Source organism: Nonomuraea sp. NPDC001699, assembly GCF_053596455.1.
The window spans coordinates 343,494-365,692 of record NZ_JBSFGF010000002.1 but is presented as its reverse complement, the minus strand read 5'-3'; the positions used below and the strand labels follow the sequence as shown (position 1 = coordinate 365,692).

The 22,199-nt window shown below is 72.0% G+C and carries 19 protein-coding genes; 11 read left to right on the top strand and 8 right to left on the bottom strand.

From position 1 onward, the window contains the following. Positions 1–12: 12 nt before the first annotated feature. Positions 13–1,134 (top strand): C45 family autoproteolytic acyltransferase/hydolase, encoded by a 1,122-nt coding sequence (locus ACWCSU_RS07205; RefSeq protein WP_449934179.1) that lies wholly within the window; start codon positions 13–15, stop codon positions 1,132–1,134. Here ACWCSU_RS07205 and ACWCSU_RS07200 read toward each other — a convergent pair. The 3 genes from ACWCSU_RS07200 to ACWCSU_RS07190 are packed head-to-tail and all read right to left on the bottom strand — an operon-like array spanning position 1,095 to position 4,801. Next, the gene (locus ACWCSU_RS07200) at positions 1,095–2,603 is read right to left on the bottom strand and encodes an AMP-binding protein (RefSeq protein ID WP_449934177.1); all 1,509 of its coding nucleotides are present in this window, start codon (positions 2,601–2,603) and stop codon (positions 1,095–1,097) included. The two genes, ACWCSU_RS07205 and ACWCSU_RS07200, sit on opposite strands and share 40 nt — an antisense overlap. Beyond that, positions 2,604–3,638: an acyl-CoA dehydrogenase family protein gene (locus ACWCSU_RS07195; RefSeq protein ID WP_449934175.1), complete on the bottom strand. Its 1,035-nt coding sequence runs from the start codon at positions 3,636–3,638 to the stop codon at positions 2,604–2,606. Continuing rightward, positions 3,635–4,801, bottom strand: coding sequence for an acyl-CoA dehydrogenase family protein (locus tag ACWCSU_RS07190; protein WP_357697869.1), 1,167 nt, complete (start codon positions 4,799–4,801; stop codon positions 3,635–3,637). The genes ACWCSU_RS07195 and ACWCSU_RS07190 overlap by 4 nt, the downstream gene beginning before the upstream one ends. A gap of 158 nt (positions 4,802–4,959) precedes the next feature. Between ACWCSU_RS07190 and ACWCSU_RS07185 the strand changes: the two genes are divergently transcribed. The 4 genes from ACWCSU_RS07185 (at position 4,960) to ACWCSU_RS07170 (ending at position 8,761) form a co-directional block, all read left to right on the top strand. Then, on the top strand, positions 4,960–6,315 hold the full coding sequence (locus ACWCSU_RS07185) for a HAMP domain-containing sensor histidine kinase (RefSeq protein WP_449934172.1): 1,356 nt from the start codon (positions 4,960–4,962) through the stop codon (positions 6,313–6,315). An 11-nt stretch (positions 6,316–6,326) separates the two neighbouring features. Then, complete coding sequence (locus tag ACWCSU_RS07180) at positions 6,327–6,926, top strand: TetR/AcrR family transcriptional regulator (protein ID WP_449934170.1); 600 nt, start codon at positions 6,327–6,329, stop codon at positions 6,924–6,926. A 69-nt stretch (positions 6,927–6,995) separates the two neighbouring features. Continuing rightward, positions 6,996–7,967, top strand: coding sequence for an AurF N-oxygenase family protein (locus ACWCSU_RS07175; protein ID WP_449934168.1), 972 nt, complete (start codon positions 6,996–6,998; stop codon positions 7,965–7,967). Next, entirely contained in the window at positions 7,964–8,761 is a 798-nt protein-coding gene (locus tag ACWCSU_RS07170) for an SDR family NAD(P)-dependent oxidoreductase (RefSeq protein WP_449934166.1), read from the top strand. Before ACWCSU_RS07175 ends, ACWCSU_RS07170 begins: the two co-directional genes overlap by 4 nt. Positions 8,762–8,819: 58 nt before the next feature. Here the strand turns inward: ACWCSU_RS07170 and ACWCSU_RS07165 are convergent, their stop codons facing one another. Then, a complete protein-coding gene (locus ACWCSU_RS07165; protein WP_449934164.1) occupies positions 8,820–9,581 on the bottom strand; it encodes a class I SAM-dependent methyltransferase in 762 nt (253 codons plus the stop codon). Between the two features lie 51 nt (positions 9,582–9,632). Here ACWCSU_RS07165 and ACWCSU_RS07160 point away from each other — a divergent pair, with 51 nt between their 5' ends. Both ACWCSU_RS07160 and ACWCSU_RS07155 read left to right on the top strand, forming a co-directional pair. Next, positions 9,633–10,259, top strand: a complete 627-nt coding sequence (locus tag ACWCSU_RS07160; protein ID WP_357697857.1) for a copper resistance CopC family protein — start codon at positions 9,633–9,635, stop codon at positions 10,257–10,259. Then, a complete protein-coding gene (locus ACWCSU_RS07155) occupies positions 10,256–11,290 on the top strand; it encodes a CopD family protein (RefSeq protein WP_449934162.1) in 1,035 nt (344 codons plus the stop codon). Before ACWCSU_RS07160 ends, ACWCSU_RS07155 begins: the two co-directional genes overlap by 4 nt. Here the strand turns inward: ACWCSU_RS07155 and ACWCSU_RS07150 are convergent. Then, on the bottom strand, positions 11,248–12,432 hold the full coding sequence (locus ACWCSU_RS07150; protein WP_449934160.1) for a hypothetical protein: 1,185 nt from the start codon (positions 12,430–12,432) through the stop codon (positions 11,248–11,250). The two genes, ACWCSU_RS07155 and ACWCSU_RS07150, sit on opposite strands and share 43 nt — an antisense overlap. A 78-nt stretch (positions 12,433–12,510) precedes the next feature. After that, complete coding sequence (locus ACWCSU_RS07145) at positions 12,511–13,983, bottom strand: cytochrome P450 (RefSeq protein WP_449934158.1); 1,473 nt, start codon at positions 13,981–13,983, stop codon at positions 12,511–12,513. Positions 13,984–14,008: 25 nt separating this feature from the next. Between ACWCSU_RS07145 and ACWCSU_RS07140 the strand changes: the two genes are divergently transcribed. From ACWCSU_RS07140 to ACWCSU_RS07130, 3 genes are all read left to right on the top strand, one after another. Next, complete coding sequence (locus tag ACWCSU_RS07140; RefSeq protein WP_357697849.1) at positions 14,009–14,416, top strand: PaaI family thioesterase; 408 nt, start codon at positions 14,009–14,011, stop codon at positions 14,414–14,416. Between the two features lie 96 nt (positions 14,417–14,512). Next, positions 14,513–17,299, top strand: a complete 2,787-nt coding sequence (locus ACWCSU_RS07135) for a CocE/NonD family hydrolase (protein WP_449934155.1) — start codon at positions 14,513–14,515, stop codon at positions 17,297–17,299. Then, positions 17,296–18,144 carry an ABC transporter permease gene (locus ACWCSU_RS07130; protein WP_357697845.1) on the top strand — a complete coding sequence of 283 codons (849 nt, stop codon included), beginning with the start codon at positions 17,296–17,298 and terminating at the stop codon, positions 18,142–18,144. The genes ACWCSU_RS07135 and ACWCSU_RS07130 overlap by 4 nt, the downstream gene beginning before the upstream one ends. On the opposite strand, the gene ACWCSU_RS07125 is transcribed toward ACWCSU_RS07130, so the two are convergent. Next, entirely contained in the window at positions 18,137–18,613 is a 477-nt protein-coding gene (locus ACWCSU_RS07125; protein WP_449934152.1) for a VOC family protein, read from the bottom strand. The two genes, ACWCSU_RS07130 and ACWCSU_RS07125, sit on opposite strands and share 8 nt — an antisense overlap. 432 nt (positions 18,614–19,045) lie before the next feature. Between ACWCSU_RS07125 and ACWCSU_RS07120 the strand changes: the two genes are divergently transcribed. Beyond that, positions 19,046–21,166, top strand: coding sequence for an ATP-binding protein (locus ACWCSU_RS07120; RefSeq protein WP_449934150.1), 2,121 nt, complete (start codon positions 19,046–19,048; stop codon positions 21,164–21,166). A gap of 10 nt (positions 21,167–21,176) precedes the next feature. Here the strand turns inward: ACWCSU_RS07120 and ACWCSU_RS07115 are convergent, their stop codons facing one another. Then, positions 21,177–22,097, bottom strand: a complete 921-nt coding sequence (locus ACWCSU_RS07115; protein ID WP_449934148.1) for a terpene synthase family protein — start codon at positions 22,095–22,097, stop codon at positions 21,177–21,179. Positions 22,098–22,199 lie beyond the last annotated feature (102 nt).

Below are 22,199 nucleotides of genomic sequence, written 5' to 3'. Positions count from 1 at the left end.
CACTCTCGCGGCATGACGAACATGACCTGCGTCGCAGGCGGCAATGACGACTTCCAGCTTGTCACGCACCTCACTGTCACCGGCAGCCAGTTCGAGATCGGCCGGGTGCTCACCGAGGAGGCCCGCCGGCTCGGCTGGTCGCCCAGGGCCGCCGACCCCGCGGTGAACAGAGCGAGGATGTCCTGGTTCGAGCGGAACTGGCCGCAGCACCACGCCCGTCTGGACGGCGCGGCGGCCGCGCTCGGCCTCGACCCGGACCAGGACGACCTGGCCCTCGACGGCTGGAACCGCGTGCCCGAGGGCTCGGCCTGCTCAGGACTGTGGTGCCCGCCGTCCGCCTCGGCCGACGGCCACGGCAGGGTGGGCCGCAACTACGACTTCTTCGTCTCGACCGCCAGTGAGATCAGGGGCAGGCAGCCCCGCCCGGACGAGCTGCCGATGGGCGCCCGCCCCTACGTGATCACCACCGTCCCCGACGACGGGCTCGCCTCGACCGTGATCACCATGGACGACCTCGACGGCTGCATGGACGGCATGAACGAGGCCGGCCTGACCGTCATGCTGCTGCTCGCCGACGTCGAGAACGCCGTGCCGCCGGCGCACACCGCCCCGCAGGTCGGGCTGGGCAGCACCCAGTTGCCCAGGTTCCTCCTGGACACCTGCGAGACCGCGGCCCAGGCCAAGCAGGCGCTGCTGGCCGCCAAGCAGTACGACCACGGCCTGCTCCTGCACTACCTGGTCGCCGACGCGCACGGCCAGGCGTTCGTCTGGGAACGCGGCAGGGACGGCAGCGAGCACGCCGTCGAGTTCGGCGACGGGCCGCTGTGCGTCACCAACCACCTGCTGCATCGCCACCCGGACCCGACGGACCTGCCCGCCGACACCACGCCGAGCCTGGGCACCTACGGGCGGCTGCGCACCCTGTACGAGCGCAGCAAGGGCGTCACCCTGTCCGGCCCGGACCTGCGCGACCTGCTGCGCGCGGTCCGGCCGGACGAGGACCCGGGCACGCCGTTCCGGACGTTGTGGACCACGGTCTTCGACACCGCCGACCGCACCCTCGCCACCCGCTTCTACCTCGGCGACGGCCGCGACTACAGCGAGGAGCTGGTGTTCCCCGCCTCGGCCAGGTAGCCCTCGCGCACCTTCGAGCGCGACAGCTTGCCCGTGGGGGTGCGCGGGAGCCGCTCGCGGTACTCGACGACCTTCGGGTGCTTGAACCGGGCCAGCCGGGGCCCGCAGTGTTCGAGCAACTCGGCGGTGAGCGCCGGGCCCGGCTCGACGCCCTCGGCGGGCTGCACGAGGGCGACCACGTTGTGGCCCCACTCCTCGTCTGGCACGCCGATGACGGCGACGTCGGCCACCGCGGGATGCTCCAGCAGCGCGGCCTCGATCTCGGCGGGATAGATGTTCACCCCGCCGGAGACGATCAGGTCGGTGCGCCGGTCGCACAGGAACAGGAAGCCGTCCTCGTCGAGGTAGCCGATGTCGCCGGGGGCGTACCACTCCCCCAGCATGCTGGCGGCGGTCTTGGCCGGATCCTTGCGGTACTCGAAGGAGCCCATCGACGACTTGACGTAGATCATGCCGGGTTCGCCGGGCGGCAGCTCCTCGCCGTTCTCGTCGCAGATCCTGGCCTCGAACGTCGGCGCAGGGCGGCCGACCGTGCCCGGCCTGGCCAGCCAGTCGTGCGGCTTGACGGAGAAGGCGATCGTGGACTCGGTCGAGCCGTAGTACTCGTACAGCACCGGGCCCCACCAGTCCATGATCGCCTGCTTGACGGCGACCGGGCAGGCCGCGGCCGTGTGGATGACCTGCCTCAGGCTCGACACGTCGTACTTGGCCCTGACGTCCTCGGGCAGTTGCAGCATGCGGTGGAACATGGTCGGCACCATCATGGCGTTGGAGACGCGGTGGCGCTGGATCAGCTCCAGGATGTCGACCGGGTCGAACCTGGGCGTGATCACCACCGTGTGCCCGAGGTGCAGCGCGAACTGGGTGTGCGCGCAGGGCGCCGAGTGGTACATCGGCGAGGTCACCAGGTGCACGGCGTCGCCCGGCGTGAGGTCGACGACCTCGCCGAGGAACCACGTGTACAGCGGCACGATGGCCTCCGGCTCGGCGTCGGGCAGCGCGCGCTGCACGCCCTTGGGGAAGCCGGTGGTGCCGGAGGTGTACCACATGACCGCCCCCGCGGTCCGCCCGGCGGGCGCGTCCGCGGGCTGCCCCTCGGCCAGCCCGGACGTGCCGACCTCCCCGCCCGGCACGGTGTGCGCCGCGTCGGTGACCACGACCTTGGCGTCGCAGTCGGACAGGATGTAGGCCACCTCGGAGTCGGTGAGGTGCCAGTTGACCGGCACGTAGTAGAGCCCGATCTGGCCGGTCGCCATGAGCATGACGACGGCGTCGAGGCCGTTGGTCAGCACGCCCGCGACCACGTCGCCCTTGACCAGCCCGCGCGCCCGCAGGCCGTGGGAGACCTGGTTGACCCTGGCGAGCAGGTCGCCGTACGTGGTCTCGGCGCCGTCGGTGTCGATCACGGCCAGGCGGCCGGGGTCGGCCGCTGCGATGGCGTAGAAGCCGGGAAGGCCGCTGATGTCCATCTACAACTCCAGGAGTTCCGCTAGCCGGGCCCGGTGGATGCGGGGCGGGCCGAGCAGCACCTCGTCGGCCTTGGCCCGCTTGTAGAACAGGTGCGCGTCGTGCTCCCAGGTGAAGCCTATGCCGCCGTGCAGGAGCAGGTGGTCGCGGGCGACCTCGAAGCAGGCGCGGCCCACGTACGCCTGGGCCAGGGCGGCGGCGCCGGGCAGCTCGCCGGGGGACTCGTCGGCGGCCCAGGCGGCGTACCTGACGATCGACTCGGCCTGTTCGAGCTTGCCGTGCATGTCGGCGAGCTTGTGCTTGACGCCCTGGTAGGAGCCGATGTAGCGGCCGAACGCGACGCGGATCTTGGCGTAGGCGACGATGGCGTCCAGTGAGGCGCGCAGCACGCCCAGCTGCTCGGCGGCGAGCGCGACGCACAGCCGGTCGCCGATGCCGCTGCCGGCGGGCGTCCGGCCGAGCACGCGGGCGGGGGCCTGCTCCAGGGTCACCCGGGCCTGGCCGCGCGTGAGGTCGAGGGTCTCCAGCGGCGTCCGCGTGACACCGGGTCCGGCCAGGTCGACGGCCGCCAGCAGCACGCCGCCGTCGGGGGCGGGGACGGGCGCGAGCAGCACGTCCGCCTCCATGCCGGACAGCACGCGGGGCAGGGCGCCGGTGACGGCCGCGCCGTCGAAGGCGAGGTCCTGCTCGGGCTGGACGAGCGTGGCGGCGACGCGGCCCTCGGCGATGGCGCCCAGCAACTCCTTGTCGGGCACCTGGGTGAGCGCGAGCGCGGCGAACTGGGTGGCGAGGAAGGGGCCGGGCAGCAGCGCGGCGCCGGTCTCCTCCAGGGCCACCGCGAGGTCGGCGAGCCCGGCCCCCGCGCCGCCGTGCTCCTCGGGGACGACCAGGCCGGACAGGCCCAGCTCGCCGTTGAGCCGGGCGTACACCTGGGGGTCGTAGCCCTCGCGGGCCTTGCGCAGCGGCGAGGCGGCGCGCAGGAAGTCGCGCACGGCCTCGCGGAGCTGCCGCTGTTCCTCGCTGAGTACGAGCTTCACCCCTGCGTCCCCACCTTCAGGTCCTTGAACGGCACGGTCTTGTCCATCCTCGGCTCCGGCGGCAGGCCGAGCACCCGGTCGCCGACGATGTTGCGCATGATCTCGTTGGTGCCGCCGCCCAGCGCCATGCCGGGGGCCAGCGAGATCGACCGGGACAGCGGATGGTCGCCGACCACCGACTCGGGGCCGGCGAGCTGGGTGGCGAGGTCGGCCTGGAACAGGGTCAGCTCGGCCAGCAGCAGCTTGGCGGCGCTGCCGCGGGCGCCGGGGAAGATCCCGGCCCTGGTCTCCTGGGCGAGCCGCTGGTTGAACAGCGCCAGGGCGCGGCTGCGGATGTGCAGCTCGACGAGCTGGTCGCGGACCAGCGGGTCGCTGGTGTCGAGCGTCTCGCGCAGCGCCTCGAACGTGGCCGGGTTGTCCTTCTGCCCGCCCATGCCGACGCCGGCGGAGATCGACAGCCGCTCGTGCAGCAGGGTGGTGACGGCCACGCTCCAGCCGTCGTCGACCTCGCCGATCCGGTGCTCGTCGGGGATCGTCACGTTGTCGAAGAAGATCTCGTTGAAGTTGGCCCTGCCGGACATGTCCTTGAGCGGCCTGACGGTCACGCCGGGGTGGTGCATGTCCACCACGAACATGGTCAGGCCGCGGTGCTTGGGCACCTCGACGTCGGTGCGGGCCAGCAGCAGGCCCCAGTCGGCGTGGTGGGCGACCGACGTCCAGACCTTCTGGCCGTTGACGACCCAGGTGTCGCCGTCGCGTACGGCGCGGGTCTGGAGGCTGGCCACGTCGCTGCCGGCGCCCGGCTCGGAGAACAGCTGGCACCAGATCTCCTCGCCGCGCAGCAGCGGCCGGACGAAGCGCTCGCGCTGCGCGTCGGTGCCCCGGTCCACCAGCGTCGGCCCGGTCATGCCCAGGCCGATGGAGAAGACGTACGTGGGGAGGGTGTGGTCGCGGGCCTCGGCGGCGAAGGCGCGTTCCTCGGCCTGCGTCAGCCCCTGGCCGCCCCACTGCCGCGGCCAGGTGATGCCGGAGTAGCCGGCGTCGTAGAGCCTGGCCATGAACTCCTTGGCGTGGGCGAGGGCGTCAGCCCCCGGCTGATCGCCGGCCGGGACGTTGTCGCGCAGCCACTCCGCGGCGGCACGCCGATACTCTGCAAGGTCCACATCGACTCCTTGGCATCAGTGTTCACTTACTCTAGTCAGGTCGCGGCGGCACGCATAGAGCAATGCTCTGGAGGGCCTTTCGACCGTATTTGCGGCCGAATCTCCGCTAATTAGGACCATCACCGCCCCCTGTGATCACCTGGTCACCGGAGGGATGCGTGATCGTGTTCAGGCGCTGGTCCGTGCAACGGCGGCTGACGCTGGCCGCCCTGCTGTGCGCGCTGGCGGGCTACGGCGCCATCGCGCTGCTCGTCACGCCGATCATGCACACGGTGGCGACCGGTTTCCTCACCGAGCAGGCCGCCGGCGCCGCGCGCCGCATCGCCTTCGTCGTCGAGCGCGACGCCCCCGCCCGCCTGCGGCCCGTGGCCGTCACCGAGGGCACCGACCTCATCCAGGTCGTCGACGAGAGGGGCCGGATCCGGCAGGCCAGCCCCCGCCTGACGGGACAGCCGCCGCTCAGCACCGCCACCGCCACCGGCACCGACGCCCGCCTCACCACCACGTCCTGCACGAACCGGGTGCCGGGCGTCCACTGCCTGATCACCGTCGGCTTCCGGGCGAACGTCGGCGGCAGGCCCTGGATGGCCTACGCCTACATGCCCGCGCCGCCCTGGTACGTCAGCCCCCTGTACCCGCCGGCGGCCACGCTGTGCGTGCTGCTGCTGGCCGGCGTCACGGCCTGCGTGGCCTGGCTGACCGCGCGCAAGGCGCTGACCCCGGTCTCGGCGATCAGGAACGAGCTGGCCGAGATCACCGCCACCGACCTCGGCCGCCGGGTGCCCAGGGGCCCGCACCGGGACGAGCTCGACGAGCTGGCCCGTACCGTGAACGAGACCCTCGACCGGCTCGAACGCGCGGTGGAGCAGCAGCGCAGGTTCGCCTCCGACGCCTCCCACGACCTGCGCAGCCCCATCACGGCCATGCGCATGGAGGTCGAGGAGGCGATGCTCGCCCCCGAGGAGGCCGACTGGCGCGAGACCGGCCGGCGCATGATGGAGGGCCTCGACCGCCTCCAGAACATCGTCGCCGACCTGCTGACCCTGGCCAGACTGGAGGCCGGCGCGCCCGGCCGCCGCGAGCCGGTCGACCTGGCCAGGCTGGTGAGCGAAGAGCTGGGCCGCCGTACGGACGGCAAGCCGGTGGAGACCCGGCTGCACACCGGCGTGGTCGTCGAGGGGGACGCGCTGCGCCTGTCCCGCCTGCTGGCGAACCTGCTCGACAACGCCGAGCGGCACGCGGATACCATGATCACTGTGACTGTGCGTGAACGGAAGGGGCAGGCGGTGCTGGAGGTGCTCGACGACGGCGGCGGCATCGCCCCCGACGAACGCGAGGCCGTGTTCCGGCGGTTCATCCGGCTGGCCGACTCCCGCCGTCGCGACGCCGGCGGCACCGGGCTCGGCCTGCCCATCGCCCGCGAGATCGCCGAGGCCCACGCGGGGACGCTCACCATCGAGCCCTCCGAACGCGGTGCCCGGTTTGTCCTACAAATACCGTTGATCAGTAGTTAGAGTTACTCGCTGTGACACCCAGTTTCAGCCGATTAAGGCGCGAAGACCTCCTCAAGACGGCCTGCGAGGTGATCGCCGAGCAGGGGTTCGGCCACACCCGGACCCTCGACATCGCCCGGGCGGCGGGCGTCAGCCAGGCGTTGCTCTTCTACCACTTCGACACCAAGGACCGGCTGTTCGCGCAGGCGTTCGGCTATGCGGCCAGGCTGCACCTGGAGGCACTGTCCGACATCGAGGAGTCCCCCGCCGGCCCGCTCGAACGGCTGCGCGCCCTGCTCAGGCGCTGCTCGCCGGCGATCCCCTCGGACGAGCGGCGGCTGTGGATCGACGCGTGGGCCGAGGCGATGCGCAGCTCGGAACTGGAGGAGATCTCCCGCGGGATCGACGCGCGCAACCGCTCGCTGCTGCGGTCGATCATCGAGGACGGCGTGCGCTCGGGCGCGTTCTCCTGCGCCGATCCGGAGGAGGCGGTCTGGCACGTCTTCGCGCTCATCGACGGCCTGGCGGTCCAGACGCACGTGCATCCCAGGGTGCTCTCGCGCCGCCGGGCCGCCGTCCTGCTGCGTACGGCGGTCGCCGGGAAACTGGGGCTGCCCGTCGAGAACCTGTGACCCGGGCCGCTCTTCCCCGTCTATTGGATGCTTCGTACAATTGATGGCGGGAGGAGAGGAGCACCCGCGATGACAAGCGCACCGAGCTCTGCCGCCGCCAGGGAGAACGACGAGAGGACCGCCGGCGCCTACGAAGCGGTCGTCGAACGCCTCTCGAAGGCGTCGGTCGACAAGCACTGGGAGCCCTACCGCGACATCCCGTGGGACGACCCGGAGTTCCTCGTGGACCAGGACGACCCGCGCTGGGAACTGCCCGAGACCGACAGGCTGGGCGGCCACCCCTGGTACCGCGCCCGCTCTCCCGAGGTCCGCGCCAGGATCGGCCTGTGGCGGGTCGCCACCGCCATGAAGATCGGCCTGCAGTTCGAGAACCTGCTCAAACGCGGCCTGCTCAACTACGCCTACCGCCTGCCGAACGGCTCCCCCGAGTTCCGCTACGTCTACCACGAGACCATCGAAGAGGGACATCACGGGATGATGTTCCAGGAGTTCGTGAACCGTACGAAGCTCCCCATCCGCGGCATGCCTCGGCCGCTGTCGCTGATCGCCCAGGCCGTGCCGTGGATCCCGCTGGTCTCCACCGAGCTGTTCTTCGTCTTCGTCCTGGGCGGCGAGGACCCGATCGACCACGTGCAGCGTAAGGTGCTCAAGGACGGCCAGGTCCACCATCCGCTGGAAGAGACGATCATGCGCATCCACATCGCGGAGGAGGCCAGGCACATCTCCTTCGCCCGCCACTACCTCCGCGACCGGGTGCCGCGCATGCCCCGTCACCGGCGCACGATGCTCAGCGTGATCTCGCCGGTCGTGCTCGGCGTGATGGCCCGGATCATGCTCGCGCCGCCCGGCTCGATGGTCCGGCACTTCCGCATCCCGCCCGACGTCGTGGCCGGGATCCACCGTGCCGACCCGGCCGCCCGGCAGGAGGTCCGCGACTCGCTCGCCAGGACGCGCGAGCTGTGCGCCGAGATCGGGCTCGTCAACGTCGTCAGCAGGAAGGTGTGGCAGGCCATGGGGATCTGGGCGGAGCCGCGCCGGTGAAGGTCGCGCTGGTTACCGGGGGCGCCTCCGGGATCGGCCGCGCGGTGGCGCGGGAGCTGCGGCGCAGGGGCGTGGCGGTGGTGATCGCCGACGTCGACGAGAAGGCCGGCGAGCGGGCCGCCGCCGACCTCGGCCTGGAGTTCGCCCGCCTCGACGTCACCGACGCCGAGGCCGTGACCGCGCTGGTGACGCGGGTGAGGGCCGAGCACGGGCGGCTCGACTTCATGTTCAACAACGCCGGCATCGCGGTCGGCGGCGTCACCCGCGAGCTGACGCTCGACCACTGGAACCGGACGATCGACGTCAATCTGCGCGGCGTCGTGCACGGCGTGCGCGCCGCCTATCCGGTCATGGCGGACCAGGGGTTCGGGCACATCGTCAACACCGCCTCGCTGGCCGGGCTGGTGCCGGCGCCGCTGATGCTGCCGTACACGGCGAGCAAGCACGCCGTGGTCGGGCTCTCGCTGGCGCTGCGGGCCGAGGCGGCCGCGTACGGGGTGCGGGTGAACGTGGTGTGCCCGGGGTTCGTCGACACGCCGCTGCTCGACCACGCCAACCCGGGGCTGCCGCAGAACGAGGTGGCGGCCCACGCCCGGAGCGCGGCGGTGCGGGCGCAGGGGCGGCTCTATCCCGTGGACGCGCTGGCCGCCGACGTCCTGCGCGGGGTGGCCAGGAACAAGGCGCTGATCGTGGCGCCGGCCTCGGCGCGGGTCGCCTGGCGGGCGGCCCGGCTGTGGCCGTCGGCCGCCGTACGGGTGGCGGGCCTGGCGGTCGGACGCCTCACCAAGCAATGAGACGGACGAACCGCACCGGTCAGGCGGGGCGGCGGGGTCGAGCGGTCGGGTCGGGCGGTCAGGCGGGGCGGCGGGCGATGAGGACCTCGGTCGTCGTCGTCAGCTCCCAGCGGCCCGACGGCTCGGCGGCCAGCAGGGCGGCCCTGGCCGCCTCGACGAACGCGGGCAGGCGGTCGCCGAGCCTGGCCGGGGCCGTGTAGGAGTAGGACAGCTGCAGGCCGAGCAGGGCGTCGAGGTCGTAGGCGAGGCGGTGCTCGTACCGGTCGGACTCCAGGGCGGAGAAGGGCGAGCGGGCCAGCACGTCATGGTGGTGCTCGCCGGTCTTCTGGAAGGAGCCGGCGGCCGTCCAGGTGTTCACGCCGAACCGCTCGCGCACCCGGCGCATGACCGGCTCCCACGGCTCCTCGACGGGGTCGCGGGTGGGGCCGACGAGCGCGACGACGCCGCCGGGCGGCAGCAGCTCGTCCAGGTCGGCCAGCACCGCGCGGCGGTCCATCCAGTGGAACGACCGGCCCATCACGACGTGACTGAACGGCGGCAGCTCCCGCAGCGTCGTCGAGTCGCCGCGCAGCCAGCGGATGCCGGGCACGTCCGCCGACAGCCGCCGGCCCTCGGCCAGCATCTCCTCGTCGGGGTCCACGGCCAGCACCTCGCGTACCCGCCGGGCCAGCGGGATCGCGATCGTCCCAGGGCCGCAGCCGAGGTCGAGCACGACGCCGTCCGGGCCGAACGCGCGAGCCAGCCGATCGATGGCGGGATCGCCGTGGCCGGGCCGGTACTTGGCGTAGTAGGGCGCCGCGCCGCCGAAGAGGTCCGTCATGGGTGGGACCATATACGGGTTCGAGACTCGTTCGATGGAAGGTTTTGATCGGTGAGGCGGCTACTCACGGTCCTGTTGCTCGCGTGCGCCGCGGTCGGGTTCGCCCTGCCGGCGCAGGCGCACAACGTGCTGGTCAGCAGCGATCCCAAGGACGGCGCCACGCTGTCCGCCTCGCCCGCGCGGGTGACGCTGGTGTTCGACCAGGCGGTGCGCCAGGGCTACGCGCAGGTCGGCGTGACGGGGGCGGACGGCTCGTCGTGGGCCGACGGCGCGGCGGAGGTGTCGGCCGAACAGGTCTCCGTCAAGGTCAAACCGCTGCCCGCGGGCGGCTCGTACGTGGTGGGCTACCGGATCCTGTCCTCCGACGGGCATCCGGTGACCGGGAAGATCGGCTTCAGCGTGGCCGCGTCCGCCGCGGGCGCCCCCGCCGGGCAGCCCCAGCAGGGCGACGGCGCCACGGCTGCCGGGCAGGACCAGCGGGCCGACAGCGCGAAGGCGGCCGAGGCCGCCGCCAACGGCGGGGCCGGCATGGCGGTCGTGTGGATCGTGGCCGCGCTGCTGCTCCTGGCCGCCGGCACCGCCGTCGCCCTCCGCCGCGCCCCCGCCGCTTCCACCGCCGCCGCCTCCACGGCTGAAGCAGAGGCCGAGGCGCGGCCGTCGGAGGGGACCCGGGCGTGACCGCGACCCTCACGTCCCGTTCCGGGCAGCGCGTCGCGGGCGGGCGGCTCGTCGCCGGGGCGTTCGTCGTGTGCGGGATCGTCGCCGCGGTCGCGGCCTCCACGCTCACCGCCCAGGAGTCCGTGCCGGGCATCCCCATGCCCGGGCCGGTCGTGGCCTACGGCCTGCCCGTCGTCCGGGTGCTGCTCGACCTGGCCGCGGTCGCCGTGGTCGGCCTGAGTCTCGTGCCCAAGCTGCTCGGCTTCGACGACCCCGACGCCACCGAGCCGGTCCTGCGCCGGGTGCGTCCGCTCGCCGTGCTGGCGGCCTGGACGTGGGCGATCTGCGCGCTGCTCACCATCGTGTTCCAGACGGCCGAGCTCAACCCGGGGCGGGTGCCCACGTTCGGCCTGATCGCCTCCTACGTCGAGGAGGTGGGCACCGGGCAGGGTCTGCTGTTCAGCGCGGCGTGCGCGCTGGCGGCGGCGGGCATCGGGCTGATGGCGGTGCGGTTCGGCGAGAAGGTGCCCGCGGAGCTGCGGATCATCGTCGCTTTGTTCGGGCTGCTGCCCATCCCGGTCACCGGGCACGCGGTCAACTCCGTCTGGCACGACCCCATCATGATCTCGATGGAGATCCACGTGATGGGCGCGGCGGCCTGGGCGGGCGGCCTGGCCGCCACGGCCGTGTTCGTCGCGCCCCACCGGGGTCTGCTGGCCGTGGCGCTGCCGAAGTTCTCCAGGATGGCCACCGTCTGCCTGCTCCTGGTCTCGCTGTCGGGGCTGGTCACCGGCCTCGGCACGATGGCGCTCACGCCCGGCGTCGAGCTGCCGGGCGCGATCGTGACCAGCCACTACGGCGTGCTCGTCGTGATCAAGACGGTGCTGGTGGCGCTGCTGGTGCCGCTGGCCGCCCACATCCGCTTCCGCCTGCTGCCGGTGATCCGCCGCGGCGGGGCCACCGCCCTGGTGAGCTGGACGGCGGCCGAGGTGGGCGTGATGGGGCTGGCCTACGGGGTGGCGGTCGCGATCACGCGGGCCTCGATCGGCTGAGGCCGCCGGTCGCGCCGCCCGGCCAGCCACTCGGCGGCCAGCCAGGCGGCCAGCAGCCCGAGCCCGGCCCAGACGGCCGACGACGTGGCCAGGGGCGGGGCTCCGTACAGGCCGGTCTGGCCCTTGATCGCGCCGTAGACCGGGCCCATGACCGCGTTCTGCGCGGCCAGCGCGCCGTAGGCGCCGGCGGTCACCGCGGCCGCCCCCACGACGGCACGCACGGCCGGGACGCGCACCAGGAACGCCAGGTCCACCAGCAGCCCCGCCACCACGAGGAAGAACGGCAGCGCCGACGGCGGGAAGCCGCCGAAGGTGAGCAGCGGCCAGATCAGCGTGCGGAACCCGACGTACGCGCCGGCCACCAGCGTCGCCGCGCCGAACCTGCCGATCAGCAGCCTGGCCGCGACCAGCACCGACAGCCCTCCGACCACCGCGTAGACCGGGTAGAGGTAGTCGGGCACGGGCAGGGTGAACCCGCTCATCATGATCCGGTCGACCGGACGGCCCATCTGGTCGGCGGCGAAGCGCAGCAGGATCTGCTCGGCGTAGGTCGCGTGGTTGTCCCAGGCACCGAGGGAGAGGATGCCGTACTCCTGGTGCTGCTCGGGGAAGTGCACGTTCTCCAGGAAGAACGCGAGGAAGGCGCCGAGCACGACGGTGCGCTCGCGTCCGGGGGGCGCGCCCATGAACCAACCCCTGATCACGCCCATGATCATGAAGAACGTTCCAACATAGAGCATGATGTGCGACGGGCTCCACGAGGTGATGTCGAGCCCGTTGACGCGGTGGTTGATCAGGTCGAGCGGCACCGCGACGAGGAAGATCCCGGTTCCCCACTGGATGAGCCGCAACGCCGCCTTGTCCACGCCGTAGCCGGTGTAACCGTGGATGACGGTCAGGACGACGACGAGGGCGGTGCCGGCGGAGTTGAGCAGGTGGGGCGGGGCCAGGTCGTCGCGCAGCCACTTGAAGTGCCACGACACGTCCCAGGCCGAACCGAGCAGCTTGAGCGTGAGCGCCACCAGCCATCCGAGGTAGAGCACCCGGAACAGGTCTTGCGGCGTCTCGCGCCCCGCCTGGCCTCTGGTCCAGTACGGCAAGGCCCACGCTGCGGCCTTCTTGAACGATGCTGGTGACTTCACGGCGCAAATCTTACGGTCATCCGGCGCGTCGGTCTCAGATGTCTCCTTTGTGTGACTATGGATGCCTTCGGGGTGGCTTCACGTCAGGCGGCGGGTCAGGCGTACCGGGAGGTGTTTGAGCCCGTTCTGGAAGTTGGAGGTGAGCCGCACCGGGGGGCCTGCGGGTTCGACGTCCCAGGCGAGCAGCTCGGCGAAGACCGCGCGGAGCTGGACGCGGGCGAGGTGGGCGCCGAGGCAGAAGTGCGGGCCGAACCCGAAGCTGACGTGGTCGTTGGGCGTACGGGCGACGTCGAAGCGGTCGGGGTCGGCGAAGACCGCCGGGTCGCGGTTGGCCGAGGCGTGGTAGACGACCACCTTCTCGCCCGCCTGGATGCGCCGGCCGCCGAGCGTGAGGTCGCGGGTGGCCGTACGGCGGAAGTCCATCACCGGGGGCCAGTGGCGCAGCATCTCCTCGACCGCCGGCTCCAGCAGCGACGGGTCGGCGCGCAGCCGGGCCAGCTCGGCGGGATGGCTCAGCAGGGTGAGCAGGCCGCCGGGGATGCCGTTGCGCAGGGTCTCGTTCCCGGCCACGGCGAACAGGAAGAACATGTTCTCGAACTCGGCCTCGGTCAGGCCGCCCTTCCTCATGGCGGACATGACGGACTCGTGCGGGGTGTCGGCCAGCGCGTGGGCGTAGGCGAACATGTCGGCCAGCGCGGCCCTGGACCTGGGGTTCATGCCCGGCTTGAGCTCAGGACGGGCGGCGACCGCCAGGCGGCCCACGGGGGTCAGGGACTCGACCTCGGCCGTGGACAGGCCGGCATAGTCGTCGTCCTGGTAGCCGATGACGCGGGAGGCCCAGTCGTACAGCAGCCGCCGGTCCTGCTCGGGGACGCCCATCACGTGGGCCAGCGTCCAGACCGGCAGGTCGGCGGCCACCTCGACGAAGTCGCACTCGCCCGATGCGAGCAGCGCCGCCACCCGGTCCTTGATCGTGCGTTCCAGGGCGCGGACGGCGCGCGGCGTGAAGGCGGCCGCCACGATCCGGCGCAGCCTGGAGTGGTCCGGCGGGTCCATGTTGAGCATCATCGACCGGACGAACTCCAGGTCGGCCGGGGTGTCGGGGTCGCGGATCTGGGTGGCGCCGAGGTGAGAGGAGAAGTCGTCGGGGCTGCGCAGCACCCGCTTGACGTCGGCGTGCCGGAACACCCCCCAGTAGCCCGGCCCCTCGCGCCAGGGGCCCACGGCGGGCTCGGGGATCCAGCAGACGGGGCTCTCGCGGCGCAGCCGGGCGTACAGGTCATAGGGAACGCCTGCCGCATAGTTGGACGGCAAGAACACCTCAGCCAGATCACCCGCCGAAGGCGGCTCCTTGACCGGCTCACCCGCCGAAGGCGGCTCCTTGACCGGCTCACCCGCCGAAGGCGGCTCCTTGGGCTGCTCGGACGCCGAAGGCGGCTCCTTGGGCTGCTCGGACGCCGAAGGCGGCTTCTTGGCCGGGGCGGGTGCCGGGGGCCCGGGCCGGGGGCTCGCCGGGTTATCCACAGGACGCTCGCTCCGCTCCTCCGCCATGCCCTACAGCGTGCATGATGAGCGCGTGACTCCAGAAGACGCAGAGGCGATTCTCCGGCAATACTTCGCTCCCTGGATCCAGGAGCTCGGGCTGCGGGTGGAGGAGGTGGGCGAGCGCCATGCCCTCGTCCGGCTCCCCTGGTCCGACTCGCTGGCCAGGGAGGGCGGCGGGCTGTGTGGCCAGGCGATGATGGCCGCCGCCGACACCGCCACCGTCATCGCGATCTCCTCCGCCAGGGGCGGGTTCGTGCCGATGACGACCGTGCAGCAGTCGACCACGTTCCAGCGACCGGTGATCGGGCGCGACGTGCTGCTCGACGTACGCGTCACCAAGCTGGGGCGTTCGCTGGCCTTCTCGGAGGTCACGCTGACGCCCGACGGCGACGGCGACCCGGCCGCGCACGCCTCGACCGTCTACGCGATCCTCGGCTGACGGCTGCTGGTCGACGTGCTGGTCGACGGCTGCCGCCTTCCCCGGGCGGCGGTCCGTCTCAGGGATCTCTCAGGTGCGGAAAGTAGGCTCACCGCCATGAAACGTGTGGCCGCGCTGGTCGCGGTGCTCGCCGTCCTCGGGGTGACGACGTGGCTGGTGTGGCCGTCCGCCGGAGAGGCGCGCGGTCAGGACCAGCGGATCACGGTCGTCGACGGGCCCGCCGACGACCAGCGGGTGGAGCTCGACACCACGTTCTTCCCGCCCGCCGGGGGTGGCAAGGCGCCCGCCGTGCTGGTCGCCCACGGGTTCGGCGGCAGCAAGCAGAGCGTCCGCCAGCAGGCGGCCCGCCTGGCCCAGGACGGCTACGCCGTACTGACCTGGTCGGCACGCGGTTTCGGCCGCTCCACGGGCGAGATCGCGCTCAACTCCCCCGACTACGAGGTCAAAGACGTCAAGCAGCTCGTCGACTGGCTGGCCAAGCGGCCCGAGGTCCAGCTCGACGCCGCCGGCGACCCTCGCGTGGGCATCACGGGCGGCTCGTACGGCGGCGCCATCGCCCTGATGACCGCCGCCTTCGACCAGCGCATCGACGCCATCGTCCCGCAGATCACCTGGGCCGACCTGGCCGACGCCCTCTTCCCCGACGCGGCAGCCGGCGGGTCCGCCACGGGGTCGGGCGCCCAGGCCACCATCGGTCAGGGCGCGGCCGACGGCGTCTTCAAGCGCATGTGGGCGGGCATCTTCTTCGGCCAGGGCGTCTCCCTCGACACCTTCGCCGCCCAGTCCCGCCGCGAGGCCGCCGCCCCGCTGACCGTCGAGCAGGCCAGGTGCGGCCGCTTCCTGCCGGCGATCTGCGACGTCTACCAGCAGGTCGCCGAAGACGGCCGGGCGACGCCCGAGGCGGTCGCGCTGCTGCGCAGATCCAGCCCGGTCACCGTGGCCGGCCGGATCAAGGCGCCCACCCTGCTCCTCCAGGGCCAGCGCGACTCCCTGTTCCCGCTCTCCCACGCCGACGCCAACGCCAAGGCCATCGCCGCCGCCGGCACGCCGGTGAGCCTGGCCTGGTTCGACGGCGGGCACGACGGCGGCAACGGCGAGGCCGACTGGCTCTACGACCAGTCCTCGGCCTGGTTCGCCCGCCACCTCAAGGGCGAGGCCGGGCCCGCGGTCAGCGCGTTCACCGTCACCCGTGACGGAGGCCGCGACCCCGGCACCCGCCAGCGCATCAGGCTGCATCCCGAGGCCGGTTCCTACCCCGGCCTGGCCGGCACCGACACCACCACGGTGCAGCTCGCCGGCCCCGAGCAGAACGTCATCAACCCGCCCGGCGGCGCGCCCGCCTCGATCTCGACCGTCCCCGGCGTCGGGGGGCTGCTGAGCGGCCAGGGCGGCGCGGGCGTGTCCATCGACATGCCCGGCCAGAGCGCGGCGTTCGAGTCGGCGCCGCTGACGGCTCCGCTCCAGCTCACCGGCAGCCCCACGGTCAAGATCAAGGTGTCGGGCAAGGGCCGGGCCACGCTGTTCGCCAAGCTCTACGACGTCGCCGACGCCGCGCAGCCGCCCACGCTGCCGGCGGGGCTGGTGGCGCCCTTCCGGGTCACGATCCCCGAGGGGTCCGGCTCCGCCGAGGCCACGGTCACCCTGCCGGCCGTCGATCACCAGTTCGCCGTGGGCCACCGGCTGCGGCTGGTGGTGACCACGACGGACATGGGGTTCGCGACCCCGGCCGAGCCCGCCGCGTTCGGGGTCTCCCTGGCCTCGCCCGCGCTGGCCGTCCCCACGGTCCGCGCGCTGGCCGCGCCGCCGACCGGGGTGGCCTGGTGGGTGTGGGCGATGCCGCTGGCCGCCGTCCTCCTCGCCGCCCTCCTGCTGGCCACCGGCCGCACCTCGGGCCGCGGCGGCTCCTTGCGCCGCACCCCCGCACCCACGGCTCCCCCGCACCCCGCAACGGAACCGCCCCAAACCCCCACCAAGGCACCGTCCCCGGCCGCCGTCCTCACGGCGGCATCAGCAGCCGAACCCGGCGCGGTCAGGAACGGCGAACGGGCGGCGAAGGCCGCGGCGAGCGACAACGGCGAGCGGGCGGCCGAGGCGGCGGCACCGTCGGTGCCGGGCGTCGACGGCGAGCGGGTGGCTGATGGGCGGGAGGTGCCGTTGGAGATCGTCGGGCTGACGAAGGCGTACCGCAACGGCGAGCGGGCCGTCGACGGCCTGTCGTTCCGGGTCGAGCAGGGCCAGGTCCTCGGCCTCCTCGGGCCCAACGGCGCCGGCAAGACCACCACCATGCGCATGATGATGGGCCTCATCCGCCCCGACGACGGCGAGATCCGGATCTTCGGCGACCCCGTCACCCCGGGCGCGCCCGTGTTGTCCAGGCTCGGCTCGTTCGTGGAGGGCCCCGGCTTCCTGCCGCACCTGTCCGGCCGCGACAACATCGAGCTCTACTGGGCCGCCACCGGCCGCCCGGCCGCCGACGCGCACTTCGAGGAGGCGCTGGAGATCGCGGGCCTGGGCAAGGCGCTCGAACGTGCCGTGCGCACCTACTCCCAGGGCATGCGCCAGCGCCTGGCCATCGCCCAGGCGATGCTCGGCCTGCCCGACCTGCTGGTGCTCGACGAGCCCACCAACGGCCTCGACCCACCCCAGATCAGGGAGATGCGCGAGGTGCTCAAGCGCTACGCGCGCGACGGCCGTACCGTGATCGTCTCCAGCCACATGCTGGCCGAGGTGGAGCAGACCTGCAGCCACGTGGTGGTCATGCACCGCGGGCGGCTGGTCTCCACCGGGCCGGTGTCGCGGCTGCTGAGCTCGGCGGCCGGCAACGGGCACGGCGGTCCGCGCCTGGAAGACGTGTTCCTCGACCTCATCGGAGACAGATCATGACCGCCGCGCCGGGCTACGCGCCGCGCCGCACGCTGCCGCTGCGCGTGGAGATCGTCAGGCAGTTCAAGCGGCGGCGGACGCTGGTCATGTTCGGGCTGCTGCTGGCGTTGCCGTGGGTGCTGGTGATCGCGTTCCAGTTCGGGCCGCAGTCCGGCAACCAGGGGCAGTCCTCGGTGCGGATCAGCGACCTGGCCACCGCCGGCGGCCTGAACTTCGCCGCGTTCGCCCTGTCGGTGTCGGCGAGCTTCCTTCTGGTGGTGGCGGTCGCGCTGTTCTGCGGCGACACGGTGGCCGCCGAGGCCAACTGGTCGTCGTTGCGTTACCTGCTGGCCGCGCCGGTCCCCCGCGACCGCCTGCTGCGGCAGAAGCTGATCGTGGCGCTCGGCTTCTCGGCGGCGGCGGTGATCTGCCTGCCGCTGATGGCGCTGCTGGCCGGCACGGTCGCGTTCGGCTGGAACGACATCCAGGTGCCCGGCACCGGCGAGACGATCCCGGCGCTCGACGTGCTGCCCCGGTTCGGCATCGTGATCGGTTACGCCCTGGTCAGCCAGCTCGTCGTGGCGGCCCTGGCGTTCCTCGTCTCCACGGTGACCGACTCGCCGCTCGGCGCGGTGGGCGGGGCGGTGGGCCTGTGGATCGTGTGCACCATCCTGCAGGCGGTCGAGGCGCTGGGGACGCTGCGCGAGTTCCTGCCGACGTTCTGGAACAACGCGTGGCTGGACGCCCTGGCCCCCGAGCTCGACTGGAGCGGGATGGCCAAGGGCGCCTCGGTGTCGATCACCTACGCCGCGATCCTGATCGCCGTCGCCTTCCGCAGGTTCCGGCGCAAGGACGTGGTCAGCTGACGCCCTTGGCGGCGTCCTCCAGGCCCTTGATGTCGATCTTCCGCATGCCCAGCATGGCCTGCACGACCCGCTGGGCGGCGGCCGGGTCCGGCACGCTCATCAGCTCCTGCATGGCCCTGGGGACGATCTGCCACGACAGGCCGTACCGGTCCTTCAGCCAGCCGCACTGCGACTCCTCGCCGCCGTCGGTGAGCTTGGCCCACAGCTCGTCGACCTCCTCCTGGGAGCCGCAGTCGACGTAGAGGGAGGTCGCCTCGTTGAAGGTGTACTGGGGGCCGCCGTTCAGGGCGTGGAAGCGCTGTCCGGCCAGCTCGAAGGTGACCAGCATGGCCTGCCCGGCGGACCCGCGGCCGCCCTCGGCGTAGCGCTGGACCTCCACGATGCGGGAGTCGGCGAAGAGCGAGGTGTAGAACTCGGCCGCCTCTTCGGCCTGGTTGTCGAACCACAGGTAGGTCGTGATCTTCTGCATGTCGCCGGTCGTCCTTCCGAGACGTGTCGCGGGGGGCGGGTCCGTGCCCGTCCCCCTCTTTTCATCGACGCGTCGAACGGGATCGGGCCGGATCGACACACGTCCCGAGAAATTTTTCAGAAGGTCTGAGGCGGGCGGAGAAGCCCCGGCCAGGCGCGGGGCGCGCCGGAGCGGGTCAGGCTCCGGGTGGCCTGGTCAGCCCCGGTTCAGCCCCAGTGCGGAGGCTTGTTGTCGAGGTAGAAGGCGTCGGCGTCGGCTTCGCGCCAATCGCCCCAGCCGAGGTCGGTGTCGTCCGAAGTCTGCTCCGGGAGAAATTCGTCCACGGGAAACATGCTACCGAGATGTACAAACCAACACCGGTCGTCTTCCCGGCTCCACGGACAGCCATCGCGCCCGGCGGTACGATGCCAGGGCAGGTGTCGCCGATCCCCCGTGAGGCTGCGCATGGCCACCCCTTCAGGCTGGCGGAGAGAAGGCAATCTACCGGCGGAGCTCACCAGCTTCGTGGGGCGGACCCGGTTACTCGCCAACCTCAAGCGGCATCTCGCCGAATCCCGGCTGGTGACCGTCACGGGCATCGGCGGTGTGGGCAAGTCGCGTACGGTGCTGCGGCTGGCGCACCAGGTCCGCACCCAGTACCCCGACGGCGTGTGGTTCGCCGACCTGGCCCGGTTGCAGGACGCGGGCATGGTCAGGCACACGATCGCCTCGGCGCTCGGCATCGCCGACCAGTCCTCGCGAGCGGAGTCGGAGTCGCTGTCGGAGTGGGTCGGCGAACGCGACATGCTGCTCATCATCGACACCTGCGAACACCTGGTGCAGGGCTGCGCCGAGCTGGTCCACGAGCTGCTGGAGGCCGCGCCCAACCTGAAGGTGCTGGCCACGAGCAGGCAGTCGCTCCACCTGCCGTACGAGCAGGTGGTGCCGGTGCCGCCGCTGCTGGTGCCCGGCGAGGACCCGGCGGAGAACCTGTTCACCAACGAGTCGGTCCAGCTGTTCGCGCTGCGGGCGGGGGCGGTCGTGCCCGACTTCCAGCTCGACGAGGAGAACATCGGCGCGGTGGCCGAGCTGTGCCGCAGGCTCGACGGCATCCCGCTGGCGATCGAGCTGGCGGCGGTGCGGCTGCGCGCCCTGTCGGTGGAGCAGATCCTCGGGCTGCTGACCGACCGGTTCAGCCTGCTGGCCGGCGCGAGCCGCACAGCGCTGCCGCGCCACGCGACGCTGCGGGCGGCGATCGGCTGGAGCCACGAGCTGTGCGAGCCCGCCGAGCGGTTGTTGTGGGCGCGGCTGTCGGTGTTCGCCGGCGACTTCGAGCTCGACGCGGCCAGGTTCGTCTGCTCCGACGGGCGCCTGCCGTCGGAGGACATCACCGACCTGGTCACCGGGCTGGTGGAGAAGTCGATCCTGCTGATCAGGAGCCACCACTCCGGCGTCCGCTACAAGCTGATCGACACGCTGGCCGAGTACGGCGAGGAGTGGCTGGACAAGCTCGGCCAGTCCGAGCAGATGCGGCAGCGCCACCTGGAGTACTACCTGAGCCTGGCCCAGCGCAGCGAGGACGCGTGGTCGGGCCCTCGGCAGATCTACTGGTTCGTGCGCATGCGTCAGGAGCACGACAACGTGCGGGTCGCGCTGGAGCACGCGCTGTCCTCGCCCCTGCGCAGCGCCTCGGCTCTCACGCTGCTGGCGTCGTTGTGGTTCATGTGGGTGTGCTGTGGTTTCGTCCGGGAAGGGCGGCTCTACCTCGAACGCGCGCTGGAGGCCAACCCGGCGCCGAGCAAGGAGCGCTGCAAGGCGTTGTGGGTGCTGTCCTACGTGCGCAGCGCCCAGGGTGACAGCGTCGGCGCGCTGGCGGCGGCCGAGCAGTGCAGCACGGAGGCCGTCCGGGTGGGCGACTCCAGGGCGGTGATCCTGGCCTCGAAGATGCAGGGCACGGCCGCGCTGCTGCAGGGCGACCTGCAGAAGGCCAGCGCGCTGCTGGGCGTGGCGATCGAGTTCAACACCGACAACAAGGAGCTCAACCCGGGTCTGCTGCCCGCGATCGTCGAGCTGTCGCTGGTGCTGTCGTCGCAGGGTGAGCTGTTCGAGGCCGAGTCGCTGCTCCAGGACTGCCTCCAGGTGTGCCGCGAGCGCGGTGAGCTGTGGGTCAGCTCGTACGCCCAGTGGGCGATGTCGCGCACGCGGCTCGCCACCGCCAGGCCGGCGGAGGCGCTGCACAACGCCCGCGAGGGCCTGCGGATCAAGCGGCACTTCCACGACACGCTGGGCACGCTGCTGGTCCTGGAGACGACCGCGCGCATCCTCATCGCGCTCAAGCAGGCGCCGACGGCGGCCAAGCTGCTGGGCGCGTTGCAGCAGAACTGGCGCTCGGCGGGTCTGCCGCAGCTGGGCGCGCCGTTCCTGACCGACGATCACGACGCGTGCGTCGAGGACTGCAAGTCGATGATGGGCGAGCTGGCCTACAAGAACGCCTTCGAGAACGGCGCCCGCCTCGACCTCGACGAGGCGTCCGCGCTCGCGCTCGGCGACCTGGACGCCCCGGCCGAGGACTGACCTCGGGGCCTCAGACGGCCTGTGGCCAGCGAGTGCCCTCCGGCCACGCGTGCACGTAACGCGCGCTGCCGAGCGAGAACTCGATGTGTCCGCGCACCCAGTGCTCAAGGCCGCGGACGTACTTCAGGACCGGCGGCGGGGCCCACTCCTCCAGCGCCTTGCGCCGGTCGAGGAAGGCCGCGATCGCCTGGTTGTGCATGTCGGAGACCTCCAGGAGGGCTTCCTGGAGGGTGAGGTCCTTGTGGGTGGCCAGCACGGTGACGAGGTTGTGCCTGGCCTTGTCGTTGCCCCGCTCCTTGGCGTAGGAGAGGAGGTCGTTGTCCCAGCCGATGAGGTCGCAGGCCAGGTCGGACAGCATGCGCACGTCGGGGTGGTGCCATTCCTCGGCTTCGAGGCGGTAGCCGCCGCCCGCGTCGACGAGGGCGAAGCAGGTGTAGGTGGCGCCGGTGATGCGGCGCATCAGGACGTAGTCCTGGGGGGTGGGGATCAGGTCGACCTCGCGGTTGGCCGCCTCCCAGATCTGGGCGAACAGGTACTCCTTGACGGTGATGCGCCACCGGTCCACCTGCGCCGGGGTGGAGGTGGCGACGATGCGGTGGAGGAGTTCGTTGAGGGCGAGCCCGAAGGCGTCCTTGTCGTCGGGCTCTCTGCGGTCGTCCAGGATCTCCAGGAGCGGCGGCAGGGCGCGGGCGAGCGCGGAGGCCCGGTGGCCCATCAGCTCGCCCTCGCAGAACGCGTCGTCGAACGCGAAGAGCCAGTTGTACCAGTCGTTGATCAGCCGGAGGCTGTCTCGCGGGACCTCGGGGTTGGTACGGGCCGCGAGCAGGCCGATCTTGGAGCGCCGGAAGTGCTCGATGGTGTCGGCGCCCTTGAGCATGTTGGAGGCGGCCAGCCACGCGTGACTTTCCGCGTCGACCTCCGTCGCATGCACGTTGATCTCGTTGGGGAACGGGCACGGGAGCGGAGGGACGTGCAGTGGTCGGCTACCGAAGGAATGCGCAGAAGTTGCCACGTCCTTCAGCATGACCATCTG

Coding starts and splice junctions, on each gene's coding strand:
- ACWCSU_RS07205 (WP_449934179.1), top strand. CDS start 13: ATGACGAACATGACCTGCGTCGCAGGCGGCAATGACGACTTCCAGCTT.
- ACWCSU_RS07200 (WP_449934177.1), bottom strand. CDS start 2,603: ATGGACATCAGCGGCCTTCCCGGCTTCTACGCCATCGCAGCGGCCGAC.
- ACWCSU_RS07175 (WP_449934168.1), top strand. CDS start 6,996: ATGACAAGCGCACCGAGCTCTGCCGCCGCCAGGGAGAACGACGAGAGG.
- ACWCSU_RS07165 (WP_449934164.1), bottom strand. CDS start 9,581: ATGACGGACCTCTTCGGCGGCGCGGCGCCCTACTACGCCAAGTACCGG.
- ACWCSU_RS07145 (WP_449934158.1), bottom strand. CDS start 13,983: ATGGCGGAGGAGCGGAGCGAGCGTCCTGTGGATAACCCGGCGAGCCCC.
- ACWCSU_RS07135 (WP_449934155.1), top strand. CDS start 14,513: ATGAAACGTGTGGCCGCGCTGGTCGCGGTGCTCGCCGTCCTCGGGGTG.
- ACWCSU_RS07130 (WP_357697845.1), top strand. CDS start 17,296: ATGACCGCCGCGCCGGGCTACGCGCCGCGCCGCACGCTGCCGCTGCGC.
- ACWCSU_RS07125 (WP_449934152.1), bottom strand. CDS start 18,613: ATGCAGAAGATCACGACCTACCTGTGGTTCGACAACCAGGCCGAAGAG.